The organism is Xanthomonas sp. WHRI 7064, from assembly GCF_040202355.2.
In the GTDB taxonomy this organism is placed as follows: Bacteria; Pseudomonadota; Gammaproteobacteria; order Xanthomonadales; family Xanthomonadaceae; genus Xanthomonas; species Xanthomonas arboricola.
Genome location: NZ_CP167821.1, coordinates 611,505 through 636,893, shown reverse-complemented (window position 1 = coordinate 636,893; position 25,389 = coordinate 611,505). Strand labels below are relative to the sequence as shown.

Genomic DNA, 25,389 nt, shown 5'->3' with positions numbered 1-25,389 from the left:
TCATCGGACTTCGGGCGCAGGTGATGCTCAAGGTCATGAATATCGACCAGCATCACCACACGTCACCTCACTCCACCAATTCGAAGCTTGCCGTCAGTCCTGCAGCTTCAGCCGATGGCGCCACCCATACATCGAACACACCCGGCTCCACGGTCAGTTGCAATGCCTGACCGATGAACAACAGGTCCGCACGCCGCAACACGAACTCCACCAGCGCGCTGCCGCCAGCCGGCACCGCGAGCTTGCGGAAACCCTTCAGCTCCCGCACCGGCCGGGTCACGCTGGCGCTGCGGTCGCGCACATACAGTTGCACCACTTCGTCCGCATCGCGCGTGCCGCGGTTGTAGATGCGTACGCTGATGCGCACGCTGCCATTGGCTGGCAGGCGTGCATCGCTCAAGCTCAGTTCGGCATAGTCGATGCGCCCATAGGTGAGTCCATGGCCAAACGGAAACAGTGCCGTGTTGGGCGCCGTCCGGTAATGCGTGGTATACGGCTCCAGCTCGTCCGGCCGGGGATTGGGACGGCCGGTTGGCGGGTGGGCATAGGTGTAGGGCACCTGCCCGACCGCATGGGGAAAACTCACCGGCAAACGGCCGGACGGTGCCTGCGCACCCAACAGGATGTCGGCCAATGCAACGCCGGCCGCCGAGCCCAGGAACCACGTCACCAGGATCGCCGCGCATTCAAGCACCGGCCCTTCCAGCGCAAGCGCGCGACCGGTGCTGAGCAGGACCGCGACAGGCGTACCGGTGGCGACGACTGCCGCTAGCAACTGTCGCTGCGCTTCGGGGATGCAGATCTCGCTGCGCGATTGCGCTTCGCCCGAGTAGCCCAGTGGTTCGCCAATCGCCAGCAGCGCGACATCGGCACACCTGGCGGCAGCTACCGCGGCCTGCACACCGCCCGGCAATGCTTGTTCGAAGTCGCAGCCGTCCACCACCTGTAGTGCCTGCAGATCCTGCAGCGCATTCGCCAGCGCGGTGGCCAGCGTATTGCGCGTGTCCTCCTCATCGAACAGGCTCCATGGCCCGGCATGATTGATCCAGTCGCGCGCCATGGGCCCGATCAAGGCAATGCGCTGGCCGCTGCGGCGCAATGGCAGCAGCTCGCCATCGTTCTTCAGCAATACCACCGATTTGCATGCGGCTTCGCGGGCCAGTGCCAAGGTGTCGGTGTTGCGCTGCAATGACTGCGCCCGTGCGGGCCGGATGCGCCGGAACGGGTCGTCGAACAGCCCCAGCGCCGCCTTGAACGCCAGGACGCGTCTTACTGACGCATCCAGCCGTGCCATCGGCACGTCGCCTGCGGCAACCAAGGCCGGCAGGTGCTGTAGATACAGGCCGCTTTCCATGCTGATATCCACCCCGGCCAAAAACGCCAGTCTTGCCGCGTCACGGCCAGTGGCCGCAACGCCGTGCGCGATCAGTTCCTGGTCGGCCTGGAAGTCGGACACGACCAGGCCGGGATAGCCCCATTCCCTGCGCAATACCGTATCCAGCAGCCACGCATTGGCAGTGGAGGGAATGCCCGACAGTTCGTTGAAGGCGGCCATGGTCGTGACCGCGCCTGCGGCAAACGCTGCCTGGAACGGCGGGAAATACACCCCGCGCAGCGTCCGTTCGGACACGTCCACGCGGTTGTAATCCAGCCCGCCCTCGGCCGCACCATAGGCGGCGAAGTGTTTGGGGCAGGCGGCCATCGCCTCGGGATGGGCCAGCCCCGCATCGCCCTGGAAACCGCGCACCCGTGCCTGCGCAAACAGCCGCGCCAGCAGCACGTCTTCGCCGGCGCCTTCCACGCCACGCCCCCAACGTGCATCGCGGGCGATATCCACCATGGGCGCGAAGGTCCAGTCGAGACCCACAGCACTGGCCTCCATCGCCGCGGCATGCGCGGTGCGCTGTGCCAGCGTCGGCTCGAAGCTGGCCGCCTCGGCCAACGGCACCGGGAACACCGTGGTATAGCCATGGATCACATCGGCGGCAAACAACAGCGGAATCCGCAACCGGCTTTTCAGCGCTGCCTGCTGCAGTTGCTGGTGCCAGCGCACGTTGGACCCGTTGAACACTCCGGTCAGCCGCCCGGCTCGGGCGGCCGCCAGTTGAGCGCTCCCGTCGGCGGTGCGGGTCAGCGGATTGGCGACGATCGCCTTGCCATCCTGCTGCGCCGAACTGAACAGGCTGAGCTGGCCCGCTTTTTCCTCCACGGTCATGCGTGCGATCAATGCATCGATGAAGCCAGGCGGCCGCGCCGCACCGGTCGGCAATGCCCAGCCAGCGGGAATGCGCGCGAGCAGCGCCAGTGTTCCGGCGCTACGCAGTAGCTGGCGTCTAGTAGTGCATGCAGGCATAGGAAGGGTGCTTGGCGGCGGCGGTCAACGCTACTGGATGGGCAAGCCCGAACACACATACCGGTTCGCATTCGCGATGTCCGCTTCGGGACCAACCGATGGCGTCAGTGGATGCGCAGCCTCACGGCATTGCCATCGACGTGTTACTTCCACGCGCATCCAGCATTTCGTCGCGGGCGCTGAAATATTTCTTCATGTCCCCGCTGCCTAGCCGGCTTCCAGGCGGCGTACGTCACATACGCACCCATGGAGACAGACGCGAAGCCCGGTCTTTGGCGCTACAGCAACATGGGTGACACTACACGAGCGGCAATCTACATCTCGCCTGCCCTGTGTTTGGAGATGGACATGTCCAGAGAAGCGCGATGGCTCCCTGTCACACTGCTCGCCATCACCTGTGCAACCGGATGCTGCGCCCGGGCTGAAAGCGCGCCAGAAGCATCGCCAGCACGCGTGCAGATGGATGCCTACACAGCAAACAAGTTGAACGCCGTGCTGGAGGAGACCTCACGGCATCGCGGCCTGAGCACCGGGCACATGATCGACCTGGTCTCTGCGCAGTTTTTGGAAACGCCTTATCGCGCAAACGTGCTGCAGGGTTCGGCCACGGTGCCAGAGAAATTGATCGTGGACTTTACCGGCTTGGACTGCTTCACCTATCTGGACTATGTCGAAGCAGCCCGGAAGTCGCACTCACAGCAGGACTTCGTCAACAACCTTGTCTTTACCCGCTATGTCGACGGTGTCGTCAGCTTTACGCACCGCAAGCACTTTTTTACCGACTGGGCGAACCGGCCGTACGAGCTTGCCACCGATATCACCACACGGATCAGCACCGACACTGTAACCGTGATGAAGCAGCTCAACTTGAAAGCAGACGGCAGCAACTATCTGCCCGGCTTGCCGGTCGTCGACCGGGCTGTCACCTATATCCCCACCGAGCACATCGACGGCAGCGTCATCCGCAAGCTGCGTACCGGGGATTTCATCGGCATCTATACCCATCTGGCCGGGCTGGATGTCACGCAGGTCGGATTCTTCATCATGACCGACACAGGCCCGGTGTTACGCAACGCCTCCTCACGCAAGGAAAACGAAAAGGTCGTCGACTCGCCATTCATGGAATACGTGGCGAGAACACCGGAAATCATCGTTTATAGAGCCAAGGAGTAAACGTCACCTCTGCCTTCATTGTCGGCCGCTCACCTGGGCGCGTCGACTGCAATGGATGCGACGCCCGCACGGAAGCAACAGCTGGCGTGCTTGCATGACGCGACTTCAGCGGCCTGCAGCCGAGTGATCTTCGCTGGGCCTTGCTGCGGCGCGATGGGCCGATGCCGGGAAGGGCACGCGTGTCCGCCAGCCACAATGCCGCGTGCTTCTTCATCCCGCATCTCCCGAAGCAACAAGCACGGCCGCGTGCCTGGGTGCCTCGTGTGCATCGATTGGCACTCAGGTGGCCAGCATCATGGCCGCATCCCGAGCTCGCTGCTTGCGCAGGCTCCTCAATCGAACCACGCTGCATCTCGACAGGAATCGTCGCTGCGGGCACGACGGAATAGCCAGGTAGGCGAAGACCCGCGCGACAGCAGACACATTTCATCTGCAGGAAAAACGTCTTTTTCCGTTGCGGAATGATCCTTTCGCAGGTGAAGCGTCCCGGGTCTGCAGCTTGATGTCATTTTCGAGTCACTGACGACGATGACGCATGCCACACAAGGTGGCCGTGAATGCCAGGCACGCCTGAGCATTTCGATTGCACGCTGGGAAGTCCGCACTGCAATTCTCCGAACCGTTGATGGCGGCAGCTACGCCAGACCGTGTCTGCGTGGCGCACGTCGACCGTGCTGTCGCGCGCGTTGCCTGCCAACAGCGAGCTGTGCGCTGCAATCGAGGCCGGCACCGCCATGCGCCCATCGAATGAGGTGTCAGCCATCGATGCCTCACGTCAGCAGCCGCGCAAGCCCGGGCGGCAGCACGCCGCCCTTCCCCCCACAGCGAGGACATGCCGTGATGAAGACCCCTTCAGCGAGTGCTTCCCAGCCACCACGACCGACCGATACAGACGTCGTGATCGACATAGCGCCGCCACAACAGCACAACACGGCGCCGACGCCCGCAGGGAACCCTGCATTGTCGCGCCTGGCTCCCAGACCGTCCGGACGGCGCAGCAACCCGGAACGCGGCACAAAATCCGGCAGCGCTGCCGACATAAACCAGCACGGCGGTGAGAGCCCGCTGCTGCATGCCGACAACAGCACCAGCGAGCGCTTCTTCGACGCCGTGGACTTCCTGTCAGCAGCAGAGACGTCGTCCATTGACCACGAACACGCTGCACCACCCGATCCGCCGGTGCCCACACCTGCAGCCACCACCACGCCGACACGCAGCGAGCGCTTGGGTGCACTGGCTGCATCGATCAGGAGCGGTGCAGTGCGTGGCGCAAGCGCCGTGTTCGGGCCGACTGCCAGCGCGGTGGCGGCGGCAGCGCACGGCATAGTCCCGACCAGTTTCGACGGACAATACCTGGGTGCGGCGCTGGGGCATCTTGTGCACCAGGCCAGTTCGGTGGGACCGACCACGTTCGCACGTGAGTTGCTGGGCGAAGGATTGTTTGCCGCGCTCCGCCAGCTTCCGCCCGAAGCGGCGGTCGCCATGCAGGCCGTTTCCGGCACGCTGCAGATGGCGCTGCATACGCTGCGACGCAACCGCGAGAACCGCAATCCGGACGCGGCTGCGCGGGGCTTCCACAATCTCAGTCTCGAACAGTGGGATGCATTGTCCGTCCAAGAACAGGGAAGCAGGAGAGAAGAACAGCAGCATTATTCGAATCTGGTCACCCGGCTCGCGCTCGGCGGCATCCTGAGCAACATCGCCGTGGGTGCGGCCGGCAAGGCATCCGGCCAACCGGAGCTGGCTGCCAGGCTGCTGGCCAGCGACCTGAAGATCGCCGCCTATGCCGCAGCCCGCGACACCATCCAGGCCACTTTCAAGATGGTGGGAATGCAAGACCCGGCCCGCTCCAATGGTGGCATCAGCGATCCGCACATCACCAGCGCCGGCAGGTTCTACGGCATGGCCAACGTGCTGGCCAACCTGGCGTCGAACGAGCTGGCGTCGCCGGACTTTGCAGCGGCCCGGCAGCGCTGGGCCGGCCTGAACTCGCCTTTCACCAAGGGCGAGGCGACCAGCGTCATCTTGCGTCAATCGGCGATGACGGCGGCCTTGAATGTCGGCCTGGAAACGGCGGACTGGATCAATGTCACCCAGCACGAAGCCGACCAGGCCGGTACCAAGCAGATCTGGGAACCGGAGTGGAAGGGCAAGCGCGAGGATTACGAGAGGGTCATGGATCATTCGGTCGCCCGCACGGCCGCCATCAATTCCAATATCGCGCTTGGTACCGCCATCAACATGATTGGCGCCTGGGTCGGGCTGTCGCCCGCACGCAGCGGCCTGCTCTCCAACACGGTGTCCGGCGTGGCCGCCGGCATGCAGTACAAGACCATCGGCGCCACCTGGCAGGCCGATGGGGCCGTTCGCGCAGCCGAGGCGGCTCGCTCGCAGGCCGGGTAAGCACGGCGATCAAACCATCGCGCTCGCCATCCGGTGGGCGCGGTGTGTATGCCCACCGCACTACCTCTGGGCACGCAATGCGGGCAGGCAAGCAACGCAGTGCGCCACCGCCGCGTGCAGCAGCGTTACTCGGCGACCACGCCGCGCTTGCTCAGAATCGCGTGGATGGCACGCGCATACTTGTCGCGCTCGGCGGGCGTTTCGGAATGATAGGCACCGACGGCGGCCCAGGTATTTCCGTATTTATTGGTCATCTCGCGCAGCCGCCAGGCGGCGACATACACGCTGACGCACGGCTGCATCAACGCGTCCCTGGAGATGCCGTAGCTGGAAAGACGGCGCAGGTGGATCGAGTTGATCTGCATCTTTCCGTAGTCGACCGTGCCGTTGTTGTTGCGATGGATCGCGTCGGCACGGCCGCGTGATTCCTGCCATGCGATGGCGCGCAGCACCCATGGATTGACGTGTTGATAGCCGGCGGCCTCTTCGAAGCAGTCTGCGCGTGCGAGTGGCGCGGCGCATAGCAACGCCGCCGCAATCAACACCCGGCGCCGGGAAGCGGGCGCCTGCCCGGGCCGGAGCGCGTAGCAGTGCTCGCCCACGGGCAGGCTTCTGGAGAGCGTGGCCCACTGCTGTGGACGGCCAACACCCGTGCCGTGCACAGACGGACACGTGGTCGGCGTATCGGTCTCTGTCATGTCTGTCACCTGATCGTCGTTGATTCCAGCAACGTCGCGGAGTGGACAGGCATCCCCGGCTGATCCAACCCCCGCTCGATCGCAACACCATAACGGCACCATGCACACGCATGCACTTGCTGCACGAAACGTCTATGACCGAAACGAAATCACCCCACGCATCGTTGCAATGCAGCTGTTTTCCAGTGTATTCCGGATATTTTTCCGCCGCGACGTTCGCAAGCAAAAGCGCGCTTTCGCGTCCTTGCCGATGCATCACCGGTACCTCTTCTACCTTGCGGACGGGGCAATGCAGCGTCCCCGTTGCGACCTTGCCGTGGCAGCTTTCCGGCAACCGCGATGTACCCAGTCAACCACATGAGACGGGAATCACCATGGACTCATCTATCGGAAACTTTTCCAACTTCAGCAGCAACGTGCAGACGATGGGCATCGGCCCCCAGCAAACTCAGGACTCCGGTCAGCGCTCGTCTTCGGCTGGCTCCGAGCAACAGCTGGATCAGTTGCTCGCCATGTTCATCATGATGATGCTTCAGCAGAGCCAGGGCAGCGATGCCAATCAGGAATGCGGCAACGACCAGCCGCAGAACGGTCAGCAGGACGGCCTGAGTCCGTTGACGCAGATCTTGATGCAGATCGTGATGCAGCTGATGCAGAACCAGGGCGGCGCCGGCGCCGGCGTAGGCGGTGGCGGTTCGGTCAACAGCAGCCTGGGCGGCAACAGCCTGGGTGGCGGCTTCAACGCCAACCTGTCGAGCATCACCGGCCAGGCCTGATCGGCACTGCGTGCAGGCTGCCGGGCCATGCGGCAGCCTGCACGTTGCAACACCATCGACTGCCCCGCTGCCCTGCTCAGGGCGAAACGATATGCGGGGTCAGCAGGAACAAGCGCTGCAGCCGCGATCCGCCCTGCTGGCGGTGCTTGAACAGGTTACCCACCAGTGGAATCCTGGACAGCCCGGGCACCTTGTTCAGATCGGTCTGATCAGTATCCTGGGCATAGCCGGCGATCAGCAGGCTCTGGCCTTCGTTGACGAATGCCTGGGTGGTGATCTCGCTGGAAGTGATGACGGGAATGCCATCGACGGTATTGGCGCCCAACTGCCCGTCTTCGATACGCACATCCAGGCGCATCTGTCCGTCGGGCGAGCCCGGCACCACACTCGGCAATACGCGTAGCGACACACCGGCGGACAGGTTGTAGAGGTCCGCGGATGCATAACCGCTGACACGCACGAAGGCCTGCTGCTTGTGGTCCATCACCGCCTCCACGTTGTCCAGCGTCGCCACCTGCGGGGTGGACACGATCTTGGCCTTGTTGGTCTGCTCGAGCGCCGACACACGCGTCATCAGGTAACGCCCGGCGTCGCCCAGAACCGCCGTCAAGGTGCCGCCCAACGGAGCGCTTGCCCCCGCCGCCGCCGCACCGCTCAAGCTGCCGTCGTAGCCAAGCTGGCCGCCACGGCCGTCGCCGGTCTGCACATCCACACGCCGGCTGTGGAAACGCCAGTCCACGCCCAGATCCTGCATGGCGCCGTCGCGGATCTCGATGATGGTGGCATCGATCTGCAGCAGCTTGGGGCGGTTGTCGAGCTGCTGGATCAAGCTGCCATAGGCGGCCATGCGCTCGGGGCGGTCGCGGATGAGGATGGCGTTGGTGCGCGGGTCGGCTTCGATCACCGGCGCGTCCGATGCCAACTCGCCGCCGCTGCCTGCATCCACCGCCAGTGGCGTGTCGCGGCGCGCCTGGCTCATCTCCGGCCACACACTGGCCGGCGCATTGGCGCCCGTACCCGGCAACGGCGGGCTGACCGGCACCCGATCGGACGGCGAGCCACCGCCGAACCACGATGCAGGCAGGCCGAGAATGCCATTGCCGCCGTTGCTGCCGCCGCCATTCTGGGCCTGACCGTTGTTGCCGAAGGTATTGGATGAGCCGCCGCCGATCGGTTGCACCCGCCCGAAATTGGCACCCGGCCCCGGCAGCGCCGCAGTGGGTGCGCCATGCACGCCGTACATGCTGCGCAACAGGCTGGCCATGCCCGGCACCTGGACGTCCTGCCCACCGATGCGGGTGCTGTGATCGGCGGCCTGCGCGTAATGCAGCTGAAACACCTGCACTTCGGTGGCATCGCGTTGGCGCGCGCCCTGCTCGACCTGCCTGGCGATCGCAGCGACGGTATCCACATAACCCGGCGGGCCGGACACCACCGCCACGTGCGCCGCCTCGTCGTAACGGACCGGAAAGCGCGGATCGTCCAGCCGCATGCGTGCAAGCGCATCGCGCAGCGCACTGGTCGATGCAGCACCCAGATTCAAGGTTACATTCTTGGTTTCGTTGGCGCCCCAGATCCTGAGCACGGCACCGTCGTAATACCAGACGAAGCCGAACGTCGCAGACAGATCGTCGAGGAATTTCTGCGGGCTGGCCTCAAACTTGCCACTGAGCGTGCCGGTCACTTCCGGTGAAATCCAGGTGGTGATGGATTGGCTGGCGGACAGGTCGCGCAGTACTTCCTTGAGATCCTTGTGGTCGGCAACGTATTTGAAGCTGCGCGAATGCCACGGCACCTGTGCGGCAGTGGCATGCGACGGCAGCAGCGGCAGCAGACTCAATAGCAACGCGGCGGCCAATGGCGCACGTCGATGGCGGTGAACTGGAGGACAGGCGTATGCCATGGCGTTCCCTCTGCGAGGCAAGTGAAAGAAGTCGATGGGGCGGCACCTGGCAGGCAGGCGTCGGCCGCGGATTGCGTGCCGAATGCAGGCGGCTGCAGACACGGCGTCAAACAGCAAATCCTGGGCTGTGCAGTCAGTGTAGGCAGCTCATCGCAGGCGATGTCTCAACAATGATCAATTCGCTGCGCCTCCTTTGCCGCCGATGTTGGCGGCATCGTGCAACTGCTGCTGGAAGTGGATGAAGCTAAGTGCGTCACCGGATTGCGCAATGAACACGCTGGTCAGCAACGCGAGCAGCAGCAGCGCCAGGACCCCACGGATCGGCTGGCTCAGATTGGAAGGCTCCAGCTTGTCGGCAGCGCGGGCCACAAAGCCGATGGCCAGATCCACCAGCACCAGTACCAACATCAGCGGTGCGGCCAGCTTGACGATTGCGGCCATCATGCCGTCGGTCTGCTGGATGACGAAGGATTCGGCGACCGCCCCCATGTCCGGCGTGAGCTGACTCAACGGCCACCAACGAAACGATTCGAACAGCGTACCGAGCAGCATCAGCATGCCGCCCAGCGCGTAGAAGGACACGATCGCCAGCTGCATCAACACCGTGGAGACCGGCGTGCTCTGCTCACCGCTCAGCGGGTTGGTCATCTGCACGTTGTTGTAGCCGGACACATCGTCGATCAGCAGGCCCACGCTCTCGGCAATCCAGAACACCGTGGATGCGGCAAACCCGATCATCAGGCCAATGAAGGCTTCCTTGAACACCAGCCCGACCAGGCCGGCTGCTTCGATCCTGGCCAGCGCATCGGCCGGCTGTCCGTAGGCGATGAAGGAACTGAGCACATAGATCACGCCGTTGCGCGCCATCCCCGGAAGACTGTCCTGTGCCGTGGCCGGCAGCACGAAGAACATCACGAACACGCGCACCCCGCACAACGCCAGCAAGGTCAGCAACGACACGCCCTGGGACGACAGCGCCAGTAGCGCGGTGGCGGTGTCGCTCATTGCCGCACTCCGCGCGCGGCACGATGCAGGCGCAGCCCGACCAGGGCCTCGATCGCGTCTTCCTCTTCGGCCACGTCGCGTTGTGCCTGCCAGGCACGCTGCGCGTGGGCGGCTTTCTGCGCATACGCATCCGCCTGCGCCTGCAGTTTGCTCAGTGCCTGTTGCACTGATGCGGTCTCGTCGCGTGCGCTCTGCACCGCCTGCGTCGCTGCGACCAATGCCTGCTCTGCGGCGCGGCAGCGCTCTTCCAGCACGGCGCGGAAGCGCTGGTGCTGCAGGATCGCCTCAATGCCGATCGGCTCACCCGCGCCGGCCTTGTCGGCCAGCGTGTCATCGAACGCGGCCAGACGCGCAGTGCAGGCGCTGGCCTCCTGACTGCAACTGACGCGTTCGCGCTCGCACTGCGCCAGCGCACGCCTGCAGTCGCCCAGACGGTCCTGCATCCGCGCGTGACGGCGCGTCTTCAGCTGCTGCAATGTCGCCCAGGTGCTGGCACGCTCACGCATCGTCGATCACGCCGGCAAGCTGCTCCAGGGTGGTGTCGTAGTCACTGAGCTGATCGGTGGGCTGGCTGAGGAAGTCGCGAATCGCGTCGATCCTGGCGATTGCCTGGTCGGCGACCGCATCGCTGCCCTGGCGGTATTCGCCGACCTGCAGCAAGGTCTCCACCTCGTTGTACTTGGCCAGCAGTCGCCGCAGCTGGCCGGCGGACTGACGTTGCTCGGCAGACACGATCTGGCTCATCACCCGGCTCAGGCTTCCCAGCACATCGATGGCCGGGTACTGGTTCCTGGCGGCGATCTCGCGCGACAGAATCAGATGCCCGTCCAGGATGCCGCGCACTTCCTCGGCGATCGGATCGCTGCCGGTGTCGTCCTCGGCCAGTACGGTGTAGAAGGCGGTGATCGAGCCGGTCTCGCCCATGCCGGCACGTTCTAGCAGGCGCGGCAGCTCGGCGAACACCGACGGCGGGAAGCCGCGCCGGGTGGGCGGCTCGCCGGCGGCCAGACCGATCTCGCGTTGCGCGCGGGCAAAGCGGGTCAGCGAGTCCATCATCAGCAGCACGCGCAGGCCCTGATCGCGAAAATATTCGGCGATGGCGGTGCCGACATAGGCTGCCTTGGCGCGCTCGATGGAGGAGCGGTCGGAGGTGGCGCACACCACCACGCTGCGCGCCAGGCCATCCTGGCCAAGAATCATCTCGATGAACTCACGCACTTCGCGTCCGCGCTCGCCGATCAGCACGATCACGTTGACGTCGCACTGCGTGCCGCGCGCGAACATGCCCATCAAGGTGCTCTTGCCGACGCCGGCGGCGGCGAAGATGCCCATGCGCTGGCCTTCGCCCAGCGTCATCAGGCCATCGACGATGCGCACGCCGGTCGGCATCGGTTGTTCGATCAGGCGCCGGCGCATCGGGTCCGGCGCCTGCGCCTGGATCTGCACCCAGCCGTCGCCGTCGACCGGCCCCTGGCCGTCGGCCGGCTCGCCCAGGCCATCGAGCACGCGTCCCAGCAGCGCCGACCCGACCGGCACCGCCAAGGGGCGCCCCGACCCGATCACACGCGTCTCGCGCGATAAGCCCAGCAATTCGCCGAACGGCGCCAACAAGGCGAGATTGCGACTGAAGCCCACCACCTCGGCGCGCTGCAACAGCCTGCCATCGCGCTGGCGCAACTCGCACACCTCGCCCAGGCTGACCTGCACCCCGGCAACCTTGAGCATGGTGCCGATCACTTCGACCACCTTGCCGTAGCGTCGGCCGAAGGCCAGCGCAGCCAGTTCGCGCTCGAGCGTTGCCTCCAGCAGCGGCATCTCAACCGTCATCTTGCACCGCCTGCGGCGCGGCCAGGACGCGGCGGATGACCCGCTGCAGGCTGCGCAGCTGATCGCGCAGATCGGCCTCGAACACGCCGGTATCCCATTCGCATACGCAGGCGCCCAGCGCCAGCTGCGCGTCGCCGCACAGTTCCACCGGCATGGCCCAGCCGGCGGCCGCCGCGGCCGCATCGAAGGCGCGCCGCGCGTCGTCCAGCGCATCCGGATGCACGCTCACCCGCAGGCCCTTGGCCTCGTCCAACGCACCGTCCAGCGCCTGTGCGGCGCGCGCGTACAGCGCAGCGGGATCGTGCCCGTGCAGGACCTGTGCGCAGGCATGCGCGACGATCCCGGCCAGACGCTCGCGGGCGCGCTGCGCGGCATCCTCGGCCGCGAAGGCATGGCGTACGCCGTGCTCGTTCCATGCGTCGAGCTGGCGGCGCAACCCGGCGGCATAGCCCAACCGTGCGCTGCGCTCCGCCTTGTCCCGGGCATCGTTGAGGATCGCCTCGGCCTGCTGCTGCGCATCGTCGATCAGCGCCTGCGCACGCGCCTGGGCGTCCGCCAACGTCTGCGCGCACCGCGCGTGCACCTGTGCAGCCGCGGCATCCAGTTCCAGCACACAGGCCAACGCCTCGCGGGGAATGACGTCGCCGTCCAGTCCCACCGCCTCCTGCGTGGACCTCAGCCACAGACGCATAGCAGCTCCGGCAGCAAGGTGGGAAGCGCCTGCAGGAAGGCATCGCTGGCGCCATCTGCAGCGACGGGTGCCACGCGGGCAGCGCCCAACGGCAAGGACAGCGCGATCACCTTGGCGACGCAGGGGTCGGGCCAGGCGCCATCGGCCGCCAGGCGACGCCAGCCATCGCCGACCCATGCCGCCGGGTCGGCATCGCGCGGCAACAGCGGCGCTGTCATGCCGGTGACCGTGCGATGGCGCACATGGTCGAGCACTGCCTGCCCCACCCGCTGCTCGAACCAGCTCAGGCGCTCGCGCTCGATGCAGCGGCGTAGCGCCAATGCACGCGAGAACAACGCGCGGCTCATCAACACTTTGGCGAGCAGTTCGGGCGCCAGCATGCCCAGCCGGCTGGCCAGCGGATCCAGCGCACAGGGCGGCATGCTCGACCACCCCGTCCAGGCCTGGACCACGCGCACACGACGCTGCGCAGGCGCACCTTCCCAACCCGACGCAGCGGCCGGGCCCAGCCAGTGGGCCACCCGGTCTGCATCCAGCGATTGCGCCAGCGCGGACAGCGCCGCCGTGCCGCGTTGAAGCCACAGTGCCGCGTCGTCGATGCGTGACTTATCCATCCGCCGGCCTCACCCAGCATGTTTTCTGGACAACTCGCGCAGGCGCTGCCAGCCGCCCCAGCGGCGTGCATTGGCGTTCGGCCACCAGTACAGCGCTGCGGCAGCGAGCGCCACGCACAGCGCCAGCGCGCAACCGGCCAGCCACGGCCACGCCCAGGCACGTGGCGGTGGCGATGCGGAAAACTGCGCATCACTTTCCGCGCCACCAGGCACCAGCGTGACGCTGACGTTCTCGTAGGTCAGCCCTTCCACGCTGTGCATCACCAGCGTCTTGATGCTGGGCACCAGGCTGGTCAGATCGCTACCGACGCGAAACTTGATGAACACCGCGGCGCTGGAGGGTTTGACCGAAGTGGACAGCGGATCGTTGTTGGGAAGCACGATCTCCACATCGGCCGCGATCACGCCGTCGATATTCGACAAGGTCTGCGACAGCTGCTGCGACACGCCGTAGATGAAGCGCACGCGTTCTTCGGTGGGTGTGGAAATCAGGCCGTCCTTCTTGAACATCTCGCCGAGATTGGCGTGCCGCTCGTGCGGCATGCCATGCGCGCGCAGCACCTGCAACGCGTACGACACCTGATCGTGCGGCGCGTTGACCGCCCAGGTCTTGCCGTCATCGGGGGTGACCTTGTCCGCATCCACACCGGCCGTCAGCAACACGGCGAGCATGTCGTTGGCATCGTTCTCGGTCAGCCCGGAATACAGCTGCTGGTCGCAGCCTGACAGCAGCAGTGCCAGCAGCAACACCACCAGATATCTGAGCGTTCGCATGCTATTGGTTCTTGAACAGCGTCTGCACGGCGTTCTTGCCCGACTGTGCCACGCCAACGCTGACATTGAGGTTGAAGCCGACCATCGTCAGCTCGTGCATCAACTTCATTTGCTGCGAGGCCATTTCCTGCAGGCCCATGGTCGGCGCCTGCATGCTGAAGGCATCGATATGCTCGGTCATGCTGCGCACGCCATCGTTCTGCACGTTGACCATGCGGCTCACCATGCTCGGCTCGCCGACACGCTGCGTGGCAGGCGGCAGCGGGCTGGAGGACTGCATCAGTGCCTGGAAGCGGTTGACCAGCGCCTGGTTCGGCGTCGCCATCGGCGACACTGCTGAGGTGGACAGGCCGGTACCGGCAGTGACCGGTGCAACAGGAGGAATCAGCGTCATGACATGTTCCGCAGGCGGGGTGAGGTCCGGCTCAGGCGCGCAGATACTGGGCGTTGGGAACTTCCATCGGCGTGGCGGATTCTGCCGCCGCTTCCAGCTGTGCGGGTGCCGGCGTGTAGCGGCCTGACAGCGCCTTGACCAGGCCAACGGCGTCGGCATCGGCGTCTTCTTCGATCAGGCCGTCTGCAATGCCATGCCACGACGGGTCGCCCACCGCAAACAGGCAACACGCGTACAAGGCCTTGCACAACGGCTTGGAGCCTGCATCGGCCTCCAGCTCACGCAGCAGGCGCGCGCCCTCCAGATAACTGCCGCGCTTGATCGCAATCCAGGCGTCGAAGGTATCCAGCGCCTTCAGCTCCGGCCGCAGTACCCGCACGGCGGCCAGCACCGCTGCGGCCTCTTCGAGTTTTTCGTGGGTCAGCCCGACCGTGATCAATTCGATCAGCCCACTCACGACCGAACCAGGACATTCGATGTTTTCCATACCGCACCTCGTCATTCAATGGCTGTGGACAGCATGCGTGCGTAACGTACGCGTCGGCGCCCAGCAAGACTTTTCAGAAGCGAACATCGGAATACCATCGCGAACAAACACATCGTGCTTCGTCCACCCATGCACACGTTCGCCCTGGAAGCGGATCGCCTGACGATGGCTCGACCAGAATCGGCGTGCAGCAACAGCGGCCGGAGATCGCCATGTCGGATGAGAAGACCGAGAAGCCGACCGAAAAGAAACTGCAGGATGCGCGCAGGGATGGGGAAGTCCCGATCAGCCCGGATGTCACTGCCGCCGCGGTACTGCTGGCCGCGCTGTTGGTGCTGAAACTGGCAGGCAGCTATTTTGTCGAACACCTGCGTGCATTGATGTCGATCGGTTTGGATTTCAGCGCCAATACGCGCGATGCCACCGCATTGCACCGTGCGCTCGGTCGCATCGGCATCCAGGGCGTGTTGCTGACGCTGCCCTTCGTGGCGGCCTGCCTGGCCGCGGGATTGATCGGCAGCTTCCTGCAGACCGGGCTCAATGCCTCGCTCAAACCGGTCACGCCCAAGTTCGATTCGCTCAACCCCGTGAACGGCGTCAAAAAACTCTTTTCGTTACGCAGTCTCATCAACCTGCTGAAGCTGGGCATCAAGGCCGCAGTGATCGGCGTGGTGCTGTGGTATGGCCTTCGTGCACTCATGCCGACCATCATCGGGCTCGCCTACCAACCAACGGCCGACATCGCACAGATCGGCTGGCGCGCATTGGGGGTTCTGTGCGCCCTGGCGGCGCTGGTGTTCGTGCTGGTCGGCGCGGCGGATTGGAGCGTGCAGCATTGGCTGTTCATTCGCGACAAGCGCATGAGCAAGGACGAGCAGAAGCGCGAACACAAGGAGAGCGAAGGCGACCCGGAAGTAAAGGGAAAGCGCAAGGAATTCGCCAAGGAACTGGTCTTCGGCGACCCGCGCGAGCGCGTTGCCAAGGCCAAGGTGATGGTGGTCAACCCGACCCATTACGCCGTCGCGCTCGCCTACGAACCGGACGGCTTCGGTCTGCCGCAAGTGGTTGCCAAGGGCGTGGACGACGGTGCGCTGGAACTGCGTGCCTATGCGCACAACCAGGGCATTCCGATCGTGGCGAACCCGCCATTGGCGCGTGCGCTGCATCAGGTCGAGCTGGGCGAGGCGGTGCCTGAAGCGCTGTTCGAAACGGTGGCGGTGGTACTGCGCTGGGTCGATGCGCTGGGCCGCGACAACGATGACGGCAGCGGTCCGCTGCCCTGCTAGGAGATCGCATGCGCCTGACACGCTATTTCGCATACACCGGTGAAGTGGCGATCGCCGCCTTGGTGGTGGCGGTCATCGGCCTGATGATCTTGCCGTTGCCCACCCCGCTGATCGACACGCTGCTGGGCATCAATATCACCCTCAGCGTGGTGCTGCTGATGGTCACGATGTATGTCCCGGACTCGATCTCGCTGTCCTCGTTTCCCTCGTTGCTGCTGTTCACCACGCTGCTGCGGCTATCGTTGAACATCGCGTCGACAAAATCGATCCTGCTGCATGCCGAGGCCGGCCACATCATCGAGAGCTTCGGCGAGCTGGTGGTCGGCGGCAACCTGGTGGTGGGCCTGGTGGTGTTCCTGATCATCACCACGGTGCAGTTCATCGTGATCGCCAAAGGCTCCGAGCGCGTTGCCGAAGTGGGTGCGCGCTTCACCCTGGATGCGATGCCCGGCAAGCAGATGAGCATCGATGCCGACCTGCGCGGCGGCAACCTGAGCGCAGAGGAAGCACGCAGCAAGCGCGCGCGGCTGGCCATCGAGAGTCAACTGCACGGCGGCATGGATGGCGCGATGAAATTCGTCAAGGGCGACGCCATCGCCGGCCTGGTGATCACCATGGTGAACATCCTGGCCGGCATCGTGGTGGGCGTGACCTACCACGCCATGAGCGCAGGCGAGGCGGCCAACCGCTTTGCGATCCTGTCGGTGGGCGATGCGATGGTGTCGCAGATCGCCTCGCTGCTGATCTCGGTGGCGGCCGGCGTCATGATCACCCGTGTTGCCAACGAGAACGAGGCCAGGATCAGCTCGCTCGGGCTAGAGATCGGCCGCCAGCTCACCGGCAATGCGCGCGCCTTGCTGGCGGCGAGCGTGCTGCTCGCCTGCTTTGCGTTCGTTCCGGGGTTCCCCGCGCTACTGTTCCTGCTGCTGGCGGCGGCCGTGGGCGCAGGCGGCTATACGATCTGGCGCAAGCAACGCGATCTCAGCGGCAGCGATCAGCACACGCTGCCATCGACCAGCCGCAAGGGGGCCAAGGGCGATGCGCCGCACATCCGCAAGAGCGCGCCGGATTTTGCCTCACCCCTGTCGATGCGGCTGTCGCCGCAATTGGCTGCGCAGCTCGACCCGGCGCTGCTGGACCAGGCGATCGAGAGCGAGCGCCGGCAACTGGTGGAACTGCTGGGCCTGCCGTTTCCGGGGATCGCGATCTGGCAGAGCGACTCCCTGCAGGACCTGCAGTACGAAGTGCTGATTCACGACGTCCCGGAAACCCGCAACACGTTGAGCAATACCGCGGACCTGCAGAAAGCGCTGGCCCAACAGGCCATCGCACCGCTGCGTGCACGCGCGCATCTGTTCGTCGGCATCCAGGAAACGCAGTGGATGCTGGAACAGGTGAGCGCGGACTATCCCGGGCTGGTGGCAGAGGTCAACAAGGCCATGCCCGCGCAGCGCATCGCCGATGTCTTGCGCCGGCTGCTGGAAGAACGCATCCCGGTGCGCAACATCAAAAGCATCCTGGAGAGCCTGGTGGTGTGGGGACCGAAGGAAAAGGATCTGCTGATGCTGACCGAGTATGTGCGCTGCGATCTCGGCCGCTATCTTGCGCACACCGCGACCGCAGGCACCGGGCAGCTGCCTGCGGTGATGCTCGACCACGCGGTGGAACAGTTGATCCGGCAGTCGATTCGCGCCACACCGGCCGGCAATTTCCTGGCGCTGCCACCGGAGCAGGCCAATCAGCTGGTCGAGCAGGTGGAACGCATCGTCGAAGATCAGGCGCGGCATCCACTGGCAGTGGTCGCATCGATGGACGTGCGGCGTTATGTCCGCCGCATGATCGAGGCGCGCCTGAACTGGCTGGAGGTGTATTCGTTCCAGGAACTGGGCGCAGAGGTGCAGCTGCAGCCGATCGGCAGAGTGGTGGCTTGATGCGCAAGCCACCGGTTCGCCACGTGCGCATCCTGCCTGTCACCGGTAAACCGCTGCAGCCGCCCGCAGCGCCCGCACCGGTGCGTGCGACGCAGCGTGTCAGCTTCATGCAACTGCGCCGGCGCCTGGGCAGCGTGCTGCCCGGGTTGCCGGACATGGTGTCGCCTGTGGATGGCGACGACACTGCGCCGCTGCCCGAAGCGGCGGATGCTGCCCGCGACGGTCACGACGCTGCGCGGCTGCCAGGCGCGCCAGCCTGTCTGGATGACGGTCATCGTGGACAGATCGCCCGAGGCGAGAACAGCGACGCGCTGGGTCGGCAGATCGCCGCCGAGTGGATCCGCACCCAACGCGCGCAGATGGCCATCCACCACATCGCGCTACGAGTGGCCGAGTTCTGCAACGCCACGCCGGTGCGCGGCGCAGGAATCTGGGAGGCATGGCTGGAGATCAACCATGACATCCTGCCGCAGACCACGCTGTTGTTGCGGCTTTCGCCAGACCAGCTATCGCTTCGCTTCGACAGCGGCTCGCCCGAGACGCGCGAGGTACTTTGCAATGGAAGAAAGCGTCTGGATACCGCATTGAAGGCCGCGCTCAGCGGCGCGCTTCAGATCAGCATCGAGGTCGTCTAGCGCACACGCAGCAGCACAGCCATAACCAGGGACCCCGCTTTGTCAACCGAGCCGAGCCCGACGTCACCGACACGCGACTTGTCGCAAGCGCTGACCCACGTGCCTGCCGCACGCGCGCAGCTGGGCAGAGTGCTTTGCGATGCGCGTGCCGTGCAGCGGTGTGGCTTCACCGTGCAACGTCGTGGCATCCGGGCGGCGGAGGCGGCGCGCCTGCAGTTGCAGTTCGATCGCGGCAGCCTGGAGTTGCGGATCGCCGCACGCGACGGCCTGGCGCCGCTGTTGAACGAAGCCGACGACGCCCTGCGTGCAGCGATCGCCGGCGTGCTGTTGAACGATTTCCTGCATGCCTTCGCAGCGCTCGGGCTGGGTACTGCCGAGGTCGTCGCGTTCGAGCGCTGTGCGGACGCAGCCGATTGCCCGCAGATCGGCATCACCCTGGGCGGCATCGACGCGATCGCAGAGACCGCCAGCCCAGTGCTGCTTGCTGCGCTGCAAACGGCTGTCGCTGCGCTGGCGACGCCATCGCCACTGCCGGCCTGGCTGGGCGCACTGCGGCTGAGCACGCGCCTGCGCATCGGCCAGCGCACGGCGACGGCGACGCTGCTGCAAGCGCTGCGCCCGGGCGATGTGCTGCTGCACGCGCTTGCCCCGGCTCCCGTGCGCAACGGCGAGCTGCTCTGGGGCATCCCTGGAGGCGCGGTATTGCGCGCTCCGGTACGCCTGAACCTGCAACAGATGATTCTGGAGACCGCTCCCGCCATGCAGCACGATATGCCCGAGCTCGATGCCACATCGTCCACCACCGATGTGGCGGCACTGGAACTGCCTGTCCACCTGGAAGTGGATCAACTTGCACTGTCTGTGTCGGTGCTGTCGGGCCTGCAGCCCGGCCAGATCCTCGAACTGTCGGTGCCGGTGGATCAGGCCGACATCCGTCTGGTCGTCTACGGCCAGACCATCGGCATCGGCCGGCTGCTGGCGGTGGGCGAACATCTCGGCGTGCAGATCCTCAGCATGTCGGAGACCGCGCATGCAGATGCCTGATGTCGGCTCGCTGCTGCTGGTGGTCATCATGCTGGGCTTGCTGCCCTTCGCAGCGATGGTAGTGACCTCCTACACCAAGATCGTGGTGGTGCTCGGCTTGCTGCGCAATGCCATCGGTGTGCAGCAGGTGCCACCGAACATGGTCCTCAACGGCGTCGCGTTGCTGGTGTCGTGCTTCGTGATGGCGCCGGTGGGCATGGAGGCGTTCAAGGCCGCGCAGAACTACAGCCCCGGTGCCGACAACAGCCGCGTGGTGGTGCTGCTCGACGCCTGCCGCGAACCGTTCCGGCAGTTCCTGCTCAAGCACACGCGCGAGCGCGAGAAAGCCTTCTTCATTCGTTCGGCGCAGCAGATCTGGCCCAAGGACAAGGCCGACACGCTCAAGCCGGACGATCTTCTCGTCTTGGCACCGGCATTCACGCTCAGCGAGCTGACCGAGGCGTTCCGCATCGGCTTCCTGCTGTATCTGGTCTTCATCGTGATCGATCTGGTAGTGGCCAATGCGTTGATGGCAATGGGTCTGTCGCAGGTGACGCCGACCAACGTGGCCATTCCGTTCAAGCTGCTGTTGTTCGTGGCGCTGGATGGCTGGTCCATGCTGATCCACGGCCTGGTCTTGAGTTATCGGTGACGCCATGGACCATGACGATCTGGTGCGATTCACCTCCGAAGCCTTGTTGTTGTGTCTCAAGGTGTCCTTGCCGGTGGTCGGCGTTGCCGCGCTGGCTGGCTTGCTGATCGCCTTCATCCAGGCAGTGATGTCGCTGCAGGATGCCTCGATTTCGTTCGCGCTCAAGCTGGTGGTGGTGGTGGCGGCCATTGCGATCACCGCGCCGTGGGGCGCCTCGGCGATCATGCAGTTCGGCCAGGCGCTGATGCAGGCGGCGTTTCCATGATCCGGCGCATTTCGCCAGGTGCCGTGCCGCCGTCGCTGCCGAGCGCGCCCGGCGCATCGCACCACCATGCCGATGCGCCGGCCGCTGGCGCACAGCTGCTGGCGGACACGCCACATCATGCACCGCGTCTGCGCCCCGCTCCGCCGCGCAGGCGGCGACGCGGCATGCGGTCGCTGGATGGCATGGACGACGAGCTCGACGCCGCCGAACTGGAAGACGCCGAGGCAGCACGTGTCTCGGCGCTACGCGGCCGGGTCAGCATCGCAATCGCTCAGCCGCAGGAACAGGGGCAAGGCCAGGACGATCAGCATGGCGCCGGCGCTCGCGCACACGCCGGCGATCCGCAGGCAGAGACGTGGCCAAGCGCCTCGCCGGTCCACCGGGACGAGGATATGCGTGCGGGTGTCCAGGCAGTCATCGATCGCTATGCGGCAACGCGCGCCGGTGACCAGACGCTCAGACGGCACGCCCTCACCGCTGCGTTCGTGGAGTTGCGTGACATCGGCATTGCCCATCCGGTTGCCGCATCGCTGACCACCATGGTCTGGATGTTGATGCGCGAGCACCTGCAATCCGGCCAGACGGGCAGCTTTGCCGAAAGCATGGACACCTTGCGCAAACGCCTGGTGGAGATGGTGCACGCGCAACCGGAGCCCACACCAGCACTACGCAGCTACAACCTGCTGCTGCCATTGATGCTGATCAGCGCGGGAAAACCGCGCAGACCCGCTGATTGTGCGCGTGGCGTCACGCGTTTGAACACGCTACTGATGGAACACCAAGACGGGGCCGCTCAGCGGATTCGTGCATGACCATGCAACTTCGCATACTGACGGGAATACACGCCGGCGCGCGATTAGATTTGCAGCCAGGCAGCTATACGTTGGGCGCCGATCCCCAGGCCGAGATCCGGATCGAAGACTGGCCTGATTGCCCGCTCATCATCGAGGTGGATGCAGATGGTCAAGTTCGTTATCGCAGCGACGCGTTGCCAACGACACCGTTTGTTGCGCTGCATCCAATGCGGTTTGGTCCGTTGGTGCTCTGCATCGGTGAGGCCGCGGCCGATTGGCCGGACGATGTGGCACTGCTGGAGCGGTTGCTGTCTCCCGCCGCAACGCCGGCAACACCTCCGCCACCCAGGTCCAGGCGTACTGCGATGCGCGCAGTGGTGGGCGCCATGCTAGCGCTGGCCGCCGCGGCGCTGCTGCCCTCCCTGCTGCCGGCGTTTCTCTCCGATGCTGCTCCGGCGCGCAGCCAGGACAACCAGCTCAACCAGGTCCGGTCCGTGCTGAAACGGCTTGGCTTGCGCGAAGCGCGCGTGGAGCAGGTCGGCCCGCGCGTGCGGGTCGAGGGCCTGGTGGCGAGCAGCGCGGATGCGGCGCGCCTGCGTGTACAACTGCATCGGTATCAACATGCCGTCACGGTCGATGTGGTGGTGGTGGATGAGGTGCTGGCCACCCTGCGCGACACCCTGGCAGACCGCGATCTGAACGTTCGCTACGACAGTCAAGGCGTGTTTTCCATCGCCGGCAGCAGCGACAACGCAGAGCGTGCAATCCGGCGGATTGCCGATCTACGCAGCGATCTGGGCCCGGAGATCCGCAAGCTGCATGTGGACATCACCCAGCAGGACCCGTCGGTAAAACCGCCTTCGAACTACGATGCCGCCCTGTTGGTTGAAGGACTGCATTACGTGGAGACACCGGACGGCACCAAGCACCTGACTTCCCTGCCGCAGCAAGCGGCGCCATGAGAACCGCACCATGTTCGATGCCATGACAGACACGGTCACCCAGGATATGAGCAAGATCTTGCAGACCAAGGCGCTGGATGTCTCCGGCGAGCGACTGCGCAACGTCGAGGCAGCGCTGCATACGACGGCGCAACAACTCCGTGTGCACTGGTCTGCAGCGAGCGATCAGGCCGCGCGCAACGATTTCACTGTCTTGCACGACGGCATCAACGCCGCGCGCGACATCGTCGCGCATGTTGCCGGCATGCCTTGACCATCGATTTCCTTGGTCGCCTCGACCAGGTAAAACGCGCCGGCAGGCGCCCCCGCTTTAATTAACTGCTAAGGAGTCTTCGTATGGCTTTACTTCCCGAAATGAGTTCATTGCACTCGCGCTTCGGCCAGGGCATGGACAGCTTTACCGGAGGCGTTTCAAATGGAATGTCCGGTGCCGCGGCAACGCATGGGGCGAGCGGGCAGATTGACTCGCTGCTCGGCGATCTCACCGCCTCGGACGAGGATCAAAAGCGCATGAACAACAAGATCACCATGCTCAAGAACGATCTCGACTTCAATATGGCGCTCAACAAGTTCATCGGCAAGGCCGGCGACAATGCAAAAAGCCTGGTCGGTCAGTAACGGCTTTTGACATGACGCGGGGCCGGTATGCGGCCCTGCGTCAGGTTGCATGACGGATGAGCAGCGCCCGATTCGAAGCGATCGTTCAGCAGATGTGCGAAGCACTGGACCTGCCGGATGTGCAGGCGGTGCTCAACAGTCGTGTGCTCTGGGTAGACGGGTTTGAAGTCTATCTGCACATGCCTGCAGCCCAGACCGACGATGAAGCACAGCAAGCGCCGGAAGAAGAAGCGCTGTATCTACGCATCTCCTACGGCCTTGCTCCGGCGGGGCGCACCCTGACGGTGTTCCGGCTGCTGCTGGAAGCCAACCTGTCGGTGTACGCACAGGACCAGGCGCAACTGGGATTGAACGATGCCGGTGTGATCGTCCTGATCGTGCGCGTGCCGCTGGACGACGACGTCGACGGCGCATGGATCTGCGATCTGCTCGCCCACTACGCCGAACATGGCCGTTACTGGAACAACAACATCTTCATTGCACACGACGACATGTTCGAAGGAATCGCAACGGGAAACTATCTGTGGCTACGCGCGTGAGGTGCTCGACCTTGCCTGCAGGCTGATGCTTGCCGCGAGACAGGCACGACCCGGCAGCACGCTGTCGGAGCCTTGCGCATCCGCTGCGCCGTGCCACCGCCACGCTATCGCGCCGTTATCCCTCTCGCAGGATTTCTTCCGCCCTTCATCTCTCGCAAGGACACTCGCCAATGAATCTCGCCATTCCCTCACACACCACTGCGAGCTTACAGCCGTCCTCGTTCTCCCTATCGCAGCAGCAAGCCCTCACCGCGGTGATCATGAGCATGCTGGCCTACTGCATGCAACGCATGCTCAGCGACATGCTGCAGCCACAGGATCAGCCATCCAGCGACGGCCAGCCGCCGACCAATCCCACTCCGACACCCTCGCTGCCGCCCTCGAACCCGCCCGGCTCCACCAACGCCGGCGGGCAACACGGCAGCGGGACTGGCGATGGCAGCGGCGGCAGTGGCAGTGGCAGTGGCAGTGGCAGCAACAACAAAGGCAGCGGAAGCACCAGCGGAACAGCAGCCGGCAACGGCGCATCGCCCACCAGCCCAGGTCAACCGGCAACGCCGCCCGGCAGCGGTCAGCCGGTCACGCCCGGCCCCAACGGTACGCAGGCGCCACTTCCTCCCGGCAAGGTCGTCACCGCGCCGCCCGGCGTCCAGAACAAGCCCATCGTGGTGCACAAGGGGGAGGTGTTCGACGGCAAGAACCAGCTGTACGTCGGCGGCCCCTGCCTGGGCAAAGGCAACCAGGACGAGCATCAGCAACCGCTGTTCGTGGTCGAGGACGGCGGCAGCCTCTGCAACGTCAACATGACCGGCGGGGGCGACGGCGTGCATTTCATGGGCAGCGGCAAGATGGTCAATTGCGTCAACGAGGATGTCAGCGAGGATGCGGTCACCATCGATGGCCAGGGCAACCGCGAGCATGATGCGGGGATTGCCGGCTGCAGCCCGGAGGTCAGCGGCCGGCCGAAGGTCGAGATCATCAATTGCACGTTCAAGAACGCCGCAGACAAGGTCGTGCAGGACAACGGCGCTGCCGACGTGGTGATGTCGGGCGACACCGTCGAGGGTGCCAGCAAGGTCTTCCGCACCAACGGAGGGCATACCGATATCGACACCAATCTTCAGGTCGAGAATTGCGAGTTCAATCAGGTCAAGGAAGCGGTGTTCCGTACCGACGCGCCCGGCGCGACGGTGAAGCTGGCAAACCTGAAGACCGATGCGCCCAATGAGGTGATTGCCCCCGACGCGTCCCAGGCCATCGGGGCGACACGCATCGGCTACAAGGCCTACAGCGGCTGATCGCAGCCTGCTGCGGTGCTACGCGTCGATCCTGCCCGGCAGATGCATGGCGTTGCCGCATCTGCCGGGCATCGGCATTGGGTGGTGTCGAAATGGCCGCATACCGATGTATCGACTGTTGATGCCCTGCGCCTGGCGCGCCGGTTCACGCACGCGAGCAGGATATGGGGGATCCTGATGCGCGCCCTGTCTGGTCAATGGCAACGGGGAACAACTGCAGGCCCATATAGCTGACCGTGCCAACCGAATCCGCAAACGCCAACGGGTGCTGGCCAACTGGAATACGTG

26 protein-coding genes are annotated in these 25,389 nt (G+C 64.9%); 15 read left to right on the top strand and 11 right to left on the bottom strand.

All coding sequences use genetic code 11. The annotated features are described in order from the left end of the window. Window positions 1-67 precede the first annotated feature (67 nt). Entirely contained in the window at window positions 68-2,353 is a 2,286-nt protein-coding gene (locus ABQY74_RS02745; protein WP_349793304.1) for a glycoside hydrolase family 3 N-terminal domain-containing protein, read from the bottom strand. A 348-nt stretch (window positions 2,354-2,701) separates the two neighbouring features. Here ABQY74_RS02745 and ABQY74_RS02740 point away from each other — a divergent pair, with 348 nt between their 5' ends. Continuing rightward, window positions 2,702-3,526 carry a DUF1460 domain-containing protein gene (locus ABQY74_RS02740; protein WP_349793302.1) on the top strand — a complete coding sequence of 275 codons (825 nt, stop codon included), beginning with the start codon at window positions 2,702-2,704 and terminating at the stop codon, window positions 3,524-3,526. An 840-nt stretch (window positions 3,527-4,366) separates the two neighbouring features. Continuing rightward, window positions 4,367-5,929 carry a hypothetical protein gene (locus ABQY74_RS02735; protein ID WP_349793300.1) on the top strand — a complete coding sequence of 521 codons (1,563 nt, stop codon included), beginning with the start codon at window positions 4,367-4,369 and terminating at the stop codon, window positions 5,927-5,929. Window positions 5,930-6,054: 125 nt separating this feature from the next. Here ABQY74_RS02735 and ABQY74_RS02730 read toward each other — a convergent pair whose 3' ends face one another. Continuing rightward, entirely contained in the window at window positions 6,055-6,627 is a 573-nt protein-coding gene (locus ABQY74_RS02730; RefSeq protein ID WP_349793477.1) for a lytic transglycosylase domain-containing protein, read from the bottom strand. A 134-nt stretch (window positions 6,628-6,761) separates the two neighbouring features. On the opposite strand from ABQY74_RS02730, the gene xopA reads away from it, so the two are divergent. After that, window positions 6,762-7,403 (top strand): XopA/Hpa1 family type III secretion system protein, encoded by a 642-nt coding sequence (xopA, locus tag ABQY74_RS02725; RefSeq protein WP_372470028.1) that lies wholly within the window; start codon window positions 6,762-6,764, stop codon window positions 7,401-7,403. A gap of 76 nt (window positions 7,404-7,479) precedes the next feature. Here the strand turns inward: xopA and sctC are convergent, their stop codons facing one another. The 9 genes from sctC to ABQY74_RS02680 form a co-directional block, all read right to left on the bottom strand. Continuing rightward, entirely contained in the window at window positions 7,480-9,306 is a 1,827-nt protein-coding gene (gene sctC, locus ABQY74_RS02720; protein ID WP_349793298.1) for a type III secretion system outer membrane ring subunit SctC, read from the bottom strand. A 174-nt stretch (window positions 9,307-9,480) separates the two neighbouring features. Next, window positions 9,481-10,311, bottom strand: a complete 831-nt coding sequence (gene sctT / locus ABQY74_RS02715) for a type III secretion system export apparatus subunit SctT (protein ID WP_039517019.1) — start codon at window positions 10,309-10,311, stop codon at window positions 9,481-9,483. After that, on the bottom strand, window positions 10,308-10,817 hold the full coding sequence (locus ABQY74_RS02710) for a type III secretion protein HrpB7 (protein ID WP_104596162.1): 510 nt from the start codon (window positions 10,815-10,817) through the stop codon (window positions 10,308-10,310). The genes sctT and ABQY74_RS02710 overlap by 4 nt, the downstream gene beginning before the upstream one ends. Beyond that, window positions 10,810-12,138, bottom strand: a complete 1,329-nt coding sequence (gene sctN / locus ABQY74_RS02705) for a type III secretion system ATPase SctN (RefSeq protein WP_166767799.1) — start codon at window positions 12,136-12,138, stop codon at window positions 10,810-10,812. Before sctN ends, ABQY74_RS02710 begins: the two co-directional genes overlap by 8 nt. After that, complete coding sequence (sctL, locus tag ABQY74_RS02700) at window positions 12,128-12,829, bottom strand: type III secretion system stator protein SctL (RefSeq protein ID WP_349793295.1); 702 nt, start codon at window positions 12,827-12,829, stop codon at window positions 12,128-12,130. Before sctL ends, sctN begins: the two co-directional genes overlap by 11 nt. After that, window positions 12,814-13,443: a type III secretion protein HrpB4 gene (locus ABQY74_RS02695; protein ID WP_349793293.1), complete on the bottom strand. Its 630-nt coding sequence runs from the start codon at window positions 13,441-13,443 to the stop codon at window positions 12,814-12,816. Before ABQY74_RS02695 ends, sctL begins: the two co-directional genes overlap by 16 nt. A 9-nt stretch (window positions 13,444-13,452) precedes the next feature. Next, window positions 13,453-14,217 (bottom strand): type III secretion system inner membrane ring lipoprotein SctJ, encoded by a 765-nt coding sequence (gene sctJ, locus ABQY74_RS02690; RefSeq protein ID WP_047127966.1) that lies wholly within the window; start codon window positions 14,215-14,217, stop codon window positions 13,453-13,455. A gap of 1 nt (window position 14,218) precedes the next feature. Continuing rightward, the gene (locus tag ABQY74_RS02685; RefSeq protein ID WP_349793290.1) at window positions 14,219-14,611 is read right to left on the bottom strand and encodes a type III secretion protein HrpB2; all 393 of its coding nucleotides are present in this window, start codon (window positions 14,609-14,611) and stop codon (window positions 14,219-14,221) included. Window positions 14,612-14,642: 31 nt separating this feature from the next. Beyond that, entirely contained in the window at window positions 14,643-15,098 is a 456-nt protein-coding gene (locus tag ABQY74_RS02680; RefSeq protein WP_039511079.1) for an HrpB1 family type III secretion system apparatus protein, read from the bottom strand. A 212-nt stretch (window positions 15,099-15,310) separates the two neighbouring features. On the opposite strand from ABQY74_RS02680, the gene sctU reads away from it, so the two are divergent. The 12 genes from sctU to ABQY74_RS02620 all read left to right on the top strand — a co-directional run bounded on the left by sctU (window position 15,311) and on the right by ABQY74_RS02620 (window position 25,101). Next, entirely contained in the window at window positions 15,311-16,384 is a 1,074-nt protein-coding gene (gene sctU / locus ABQY74_RS02675; protein ID WP_349793288.1) for a type III secretion system export apparatus subunit SctU, read from the top strand. An 8-nt stretch (window positions 16,385-16,392) separates the two neighbouring features. After that, window positions 16,393-18,315 (top strand): FHIPEP family type III secretion protein, encoded by a 1,923-nt coding sequence (locus ABQY74_RS02670; protein ID WP_349793285.1) that lies wholly within the window; start codon window positions 16,393-16,395, stop codon window positions 18,313-18,315. Then, on the top strand, window positions 18,315-18,950 hold the full coding sequence (gene sctP, locus ABQY74_RS02665) for a type III secretion system protein SctP (RefSeq protein ID WP_349793283.1): 636 nt from the start codon (window positions 18,315-18,317) through the stop codon (window positions 18,948-18,950). The genes ABQY74_RS02670 and sctP overlap by 1 nt, the downstream gene beginning before the upstream one ends. Before the next feature lie 90 nt (window positions 18,951-19,040). Beyond that, window positions 19,041-19,994, top strand: coding sequence for a type III secretion system cytoplasmic ring protein SctQ (sctQ, locus tag ABQY74_RS02660; protein WP_349793473.1), 954 nt, complete (start codon window positions 19,041-19,043; stop codon window positions 19,992-19,994). Beyond that, entirely contained in the window at window positions 19,981-20,625 is a 645-nt protein-coding gene (gene sctR, locus ABQY74_RS02655; protein WP_006451038.1) for a type III secretion system export apparatus subunit SctR, read from the top strand. The genes sctQ and sctR overlap by 14 nt, the downstream gene beginning before the upstream one ends. A 4-nt stretch (window positions 20,626-20,629) precedes the next feature. Continuing rightward, window positions 20,630-20,890, top strand: coding sequence for a type III secretion system export apparatus subunit SctS (gene sctS, locus ABQY74_RS02650; RefSeq protein WP_016901415.1), 261 nt, complete (start codon window positions 20,630-20,632; stop codon window positions 20,888-20,890). Then, entirely contained in the window at window positions 20,887-21,702 is an 816-nt protein-coding gene (locus tag ABQY74_RS02645) for a 4-hydroxyphenylacetate catabolism regulator HpaA (protein ID WP_349793471.1), read from the top strand. The genes sctS and ABQY74_RS02645 overlap by 4 nt, the downstream gene beginning before the upstream one ends. Further along, window positions 21,699-22,646 (top strand): HrpD5 family protein, encoded by a 948-nt coding sequence (gene hrpD5 / locus ABQY74_RS02640; protein WP_349793469.1) that lies wholly within the window; start codon window positions 21,699-21,701, stop codon window positions 22,644-22,646. Before ABQY74_RS02645 ends, hrpD5 begins: the two co-directional genes overlap by 4 nt. Window positions 22,647-22,656: 10 nt before the next feature. Next, a complete protein-coding gene (gene hrpD6 / locus ABQY74_RS02635; protein WP_102255011.1) occupies window positions 22,657-22,899 on the top strand; it encodes an HrpD6 family protein in 243 nt (80 codons plus the stop codon). Window positions 22,900-22,982: 83 nt separating this feature from the next. Then, window positions 22,983-23,264, top strand: coding sequence for an HrpE family protein (hrpE, locus tag ABQY74_RS02630; RefSeq protein WP_349793280.1), 282 nt, complete (start codon window positions 22,983-22,985; stop codon window positions 23,262-23,264). A gap of 56 nt (window positions 23,265-23,320) precedes the next feature. After that, window positions 23,321-23,803 carry a CesT family type III secretion system chaperone gene (locus ABQY74_RS02625; RefSeq protein WP_349793278.1) on the top strand — a complete coding sequence of 161 codons (483 nt, stop codon included), beginning with the start codon at window positions 23,321-23,323 and terminating at the stop codon, window positions 23,801-23,803. 266 nt (window positions 23,804-24,069) lie between these two features. Then, window positions 24,070-25,101 (top strand): pectate lyase, encoded by a 1,032-nt coding sequence (locus ABQY74_RS02620; protein ID WP_372470084.1) that lies wholly within the window; start codon window positions 24,070-24,072, stop codon window positions 25,099-25,101. The last annotated feature ends 288 nt before the right edge of the window (window positions 25,102-25,389 follow it).

What these genes read in the sequence shown, in the direction of transcription:
- ABQY74_RS02745 (WP_349793304.1), bottom strand. Translation starts at nt 2,353, where the DNA reads ATGCCTGCATGCACTACTAGACGCCAGCTACTGCGTAGCGCCGGAACA.
- ABQY74_RS02740 (WP_349793302.1), top strand. Translation starts at nt 2,702, where the DNA reads ATGTCCAGAGAAGCGCGATGGCTCCCTGTCACACTGCTCGCCATCACC.
- ABQY74_RS02735 (WP_349793300.1), top strand. Translation starts at nt 4,367, where the DNA reads ATGAAGACCCCTTCAGCGAGTGCTTCCCAGCCACCACGACCGACCGAT.
- ABQY74_RS02730 (WP_349793477.1), bottom strand. Translation starts at nt 6,627, where the DNA reads ATGACAGAGACCGATACGCCGACCACGTGTCCGTCTGTGCACGGCACG.
- xopA (WP_372470028.1), top strand. Translation starts at nt 6,762, where the DNA reads ATGACCGAAACGAAATCACCCCACGCATCGTTGCAATGCAGCTGTTTT.
- sctC (WP_349793298.1), bottom strand. Translation starts at nt 9,306, where the DNA reads ATGGCATACGCCTGTCCTCCAGTTCACCGCCATCGACGTGCGCCATTG.
- sctT (WP_039517019.1), bottom strand. Translation starts at nt 10,311, where the DNA reads ATGAGCGACACCGCCACCGCGCTACTGGCGCTGTCGTCCCAGGGCGTG.
- ABQY74_RS02710 (WP_104596162.1), bottom strand. Translation starts at nt 10,817, where the DNA reads ATGCGTGAGCGTGCCAGCACCTGGGCGACATTGCAGCAGCTGAAGACG.
- sctN (WP_166767799.1), bottom strand. Translation starts at nt 12,138, where the DNA reads ATGACGGTTGAGATGCCGCTGCTGGAGGCAACGCTCGAGCGCGAACTG.
- sctL (WP_349793295.1), bottom strand. Translation starts at nt 12,829, where the DNA reads ATGCGTCTGTGGCTGAGGTCCACGCAGGAGGCGGTGGGACTGGACGGC.
- ABQY74_RS02695 (WP_349793293.1), bottom strand. Translation starts at nt 13,443, where the DNA reads ATGGATAAGTCACGCATCGACGACGCGGCACTGTGGCTTCAACGCGGC.
- sctJ (WP_047127966.1), bottom strand. Translation starts at nt 14,217, where the DNA reads ATGCGAACGCTCAGATATCTGGTGGTGTTGCTGCTGGCACTGCTGCTG.
- ABQY74_RS02685 (WP_349793290.1), bottom strand. Translation starts at nt 14,611, where the DNA reads ATGACGCTGATTCCTCCTGTTGCACCGGTCACTGCCGGTACCGGCCTG.
- ABQY74_RS02680 (WP_039511079.1), bottom strand. Translation starts at nt 15,098, where the DNA reads ATGGAAAACATCGAATGTCCTGGTTCGGTCGTGAGTGGGCTGATCGAA.
- sctU (WP_349793288.1), top strand. Translation starts at nt 15,311, where the DNA reads ATGTCGGATGAGAAGACCGAGAAGCCGACCGAAAAGAAACTGCAGGAT.
- ABQY74_RS02670 (WP_349793285.1), top strand. Translation starts at nt 16,393, where the DNA reads ATGCGCCTGACACGCTATTTCGCATACACCGGTGAAGTGGCGATCGCC.
- sctP (WP_349793283.1), top strand. Translation starts at nt 18,315, where the DNA reads ATGCGCAAGCCACCGGTTCGCCACGTGCGCATCCTGCCTGTCACCGGT.
- sctR (WP_006451038.1), top strand. Translation starts at nt 19,981, where the DNA reads ATGCAGATGCCTGATGTCGGCTCGCTGCTGCTGGTGGTCATCATGCTG.
- sctS (WP_016901415.1), top strand. Translation starts at nt 20,630, where the DNA reads ATGGACCATGACGATCTGGTGCGATTCACCTCCGAAGCCTTGTTGTTG.
- ABQY74_RS02645 (WP_349793471.1), top strand. Translation starts at nt 20,887, where the DNA reads ATGATCCGGCGCATTTCGCCAGGTGCCGTGCCGCCGTCGCTGCCGAGC.
- hrpD5 (WP_349793469.1), top strand. Translation starts at nt 21,699, where the DNA reads ATGACCATGCAACTTCGCATACTGACGGGAATACACGCCGGCGCGCGA.
- hrpD6 (WP_102255011.1), top strand. Translation starts at nt 22,657, where the DNA reads ATGTTCGATGCCATGACAGACACGGTCACCCAGGATATGAGCAAGATC.
- hrpE (WP_349793280.1), top strand. Translation starts at nt 22,983, where the DNA reads ATGGCTTTACTTCCCGAAATGAGTTCATTGCACTCGCGCTTCGGCCAG.
- ABQY74_RS02625 (WP_349793278.1), top strand. Translation starts at nt 23,321, where the DNA reads ATGAGCAGCGCCCGATTCGAAGCGATCGTTCAGCAGATGTGCGAAGCA.
- ABQY74_RS02620 (WP_372470084.1), top strand. Translation starts at nt 24,070, where the DNA reads ATGCTGGCCTACTGCATGCAACGCATGCTCAGCGACATGCTGCAGCCA.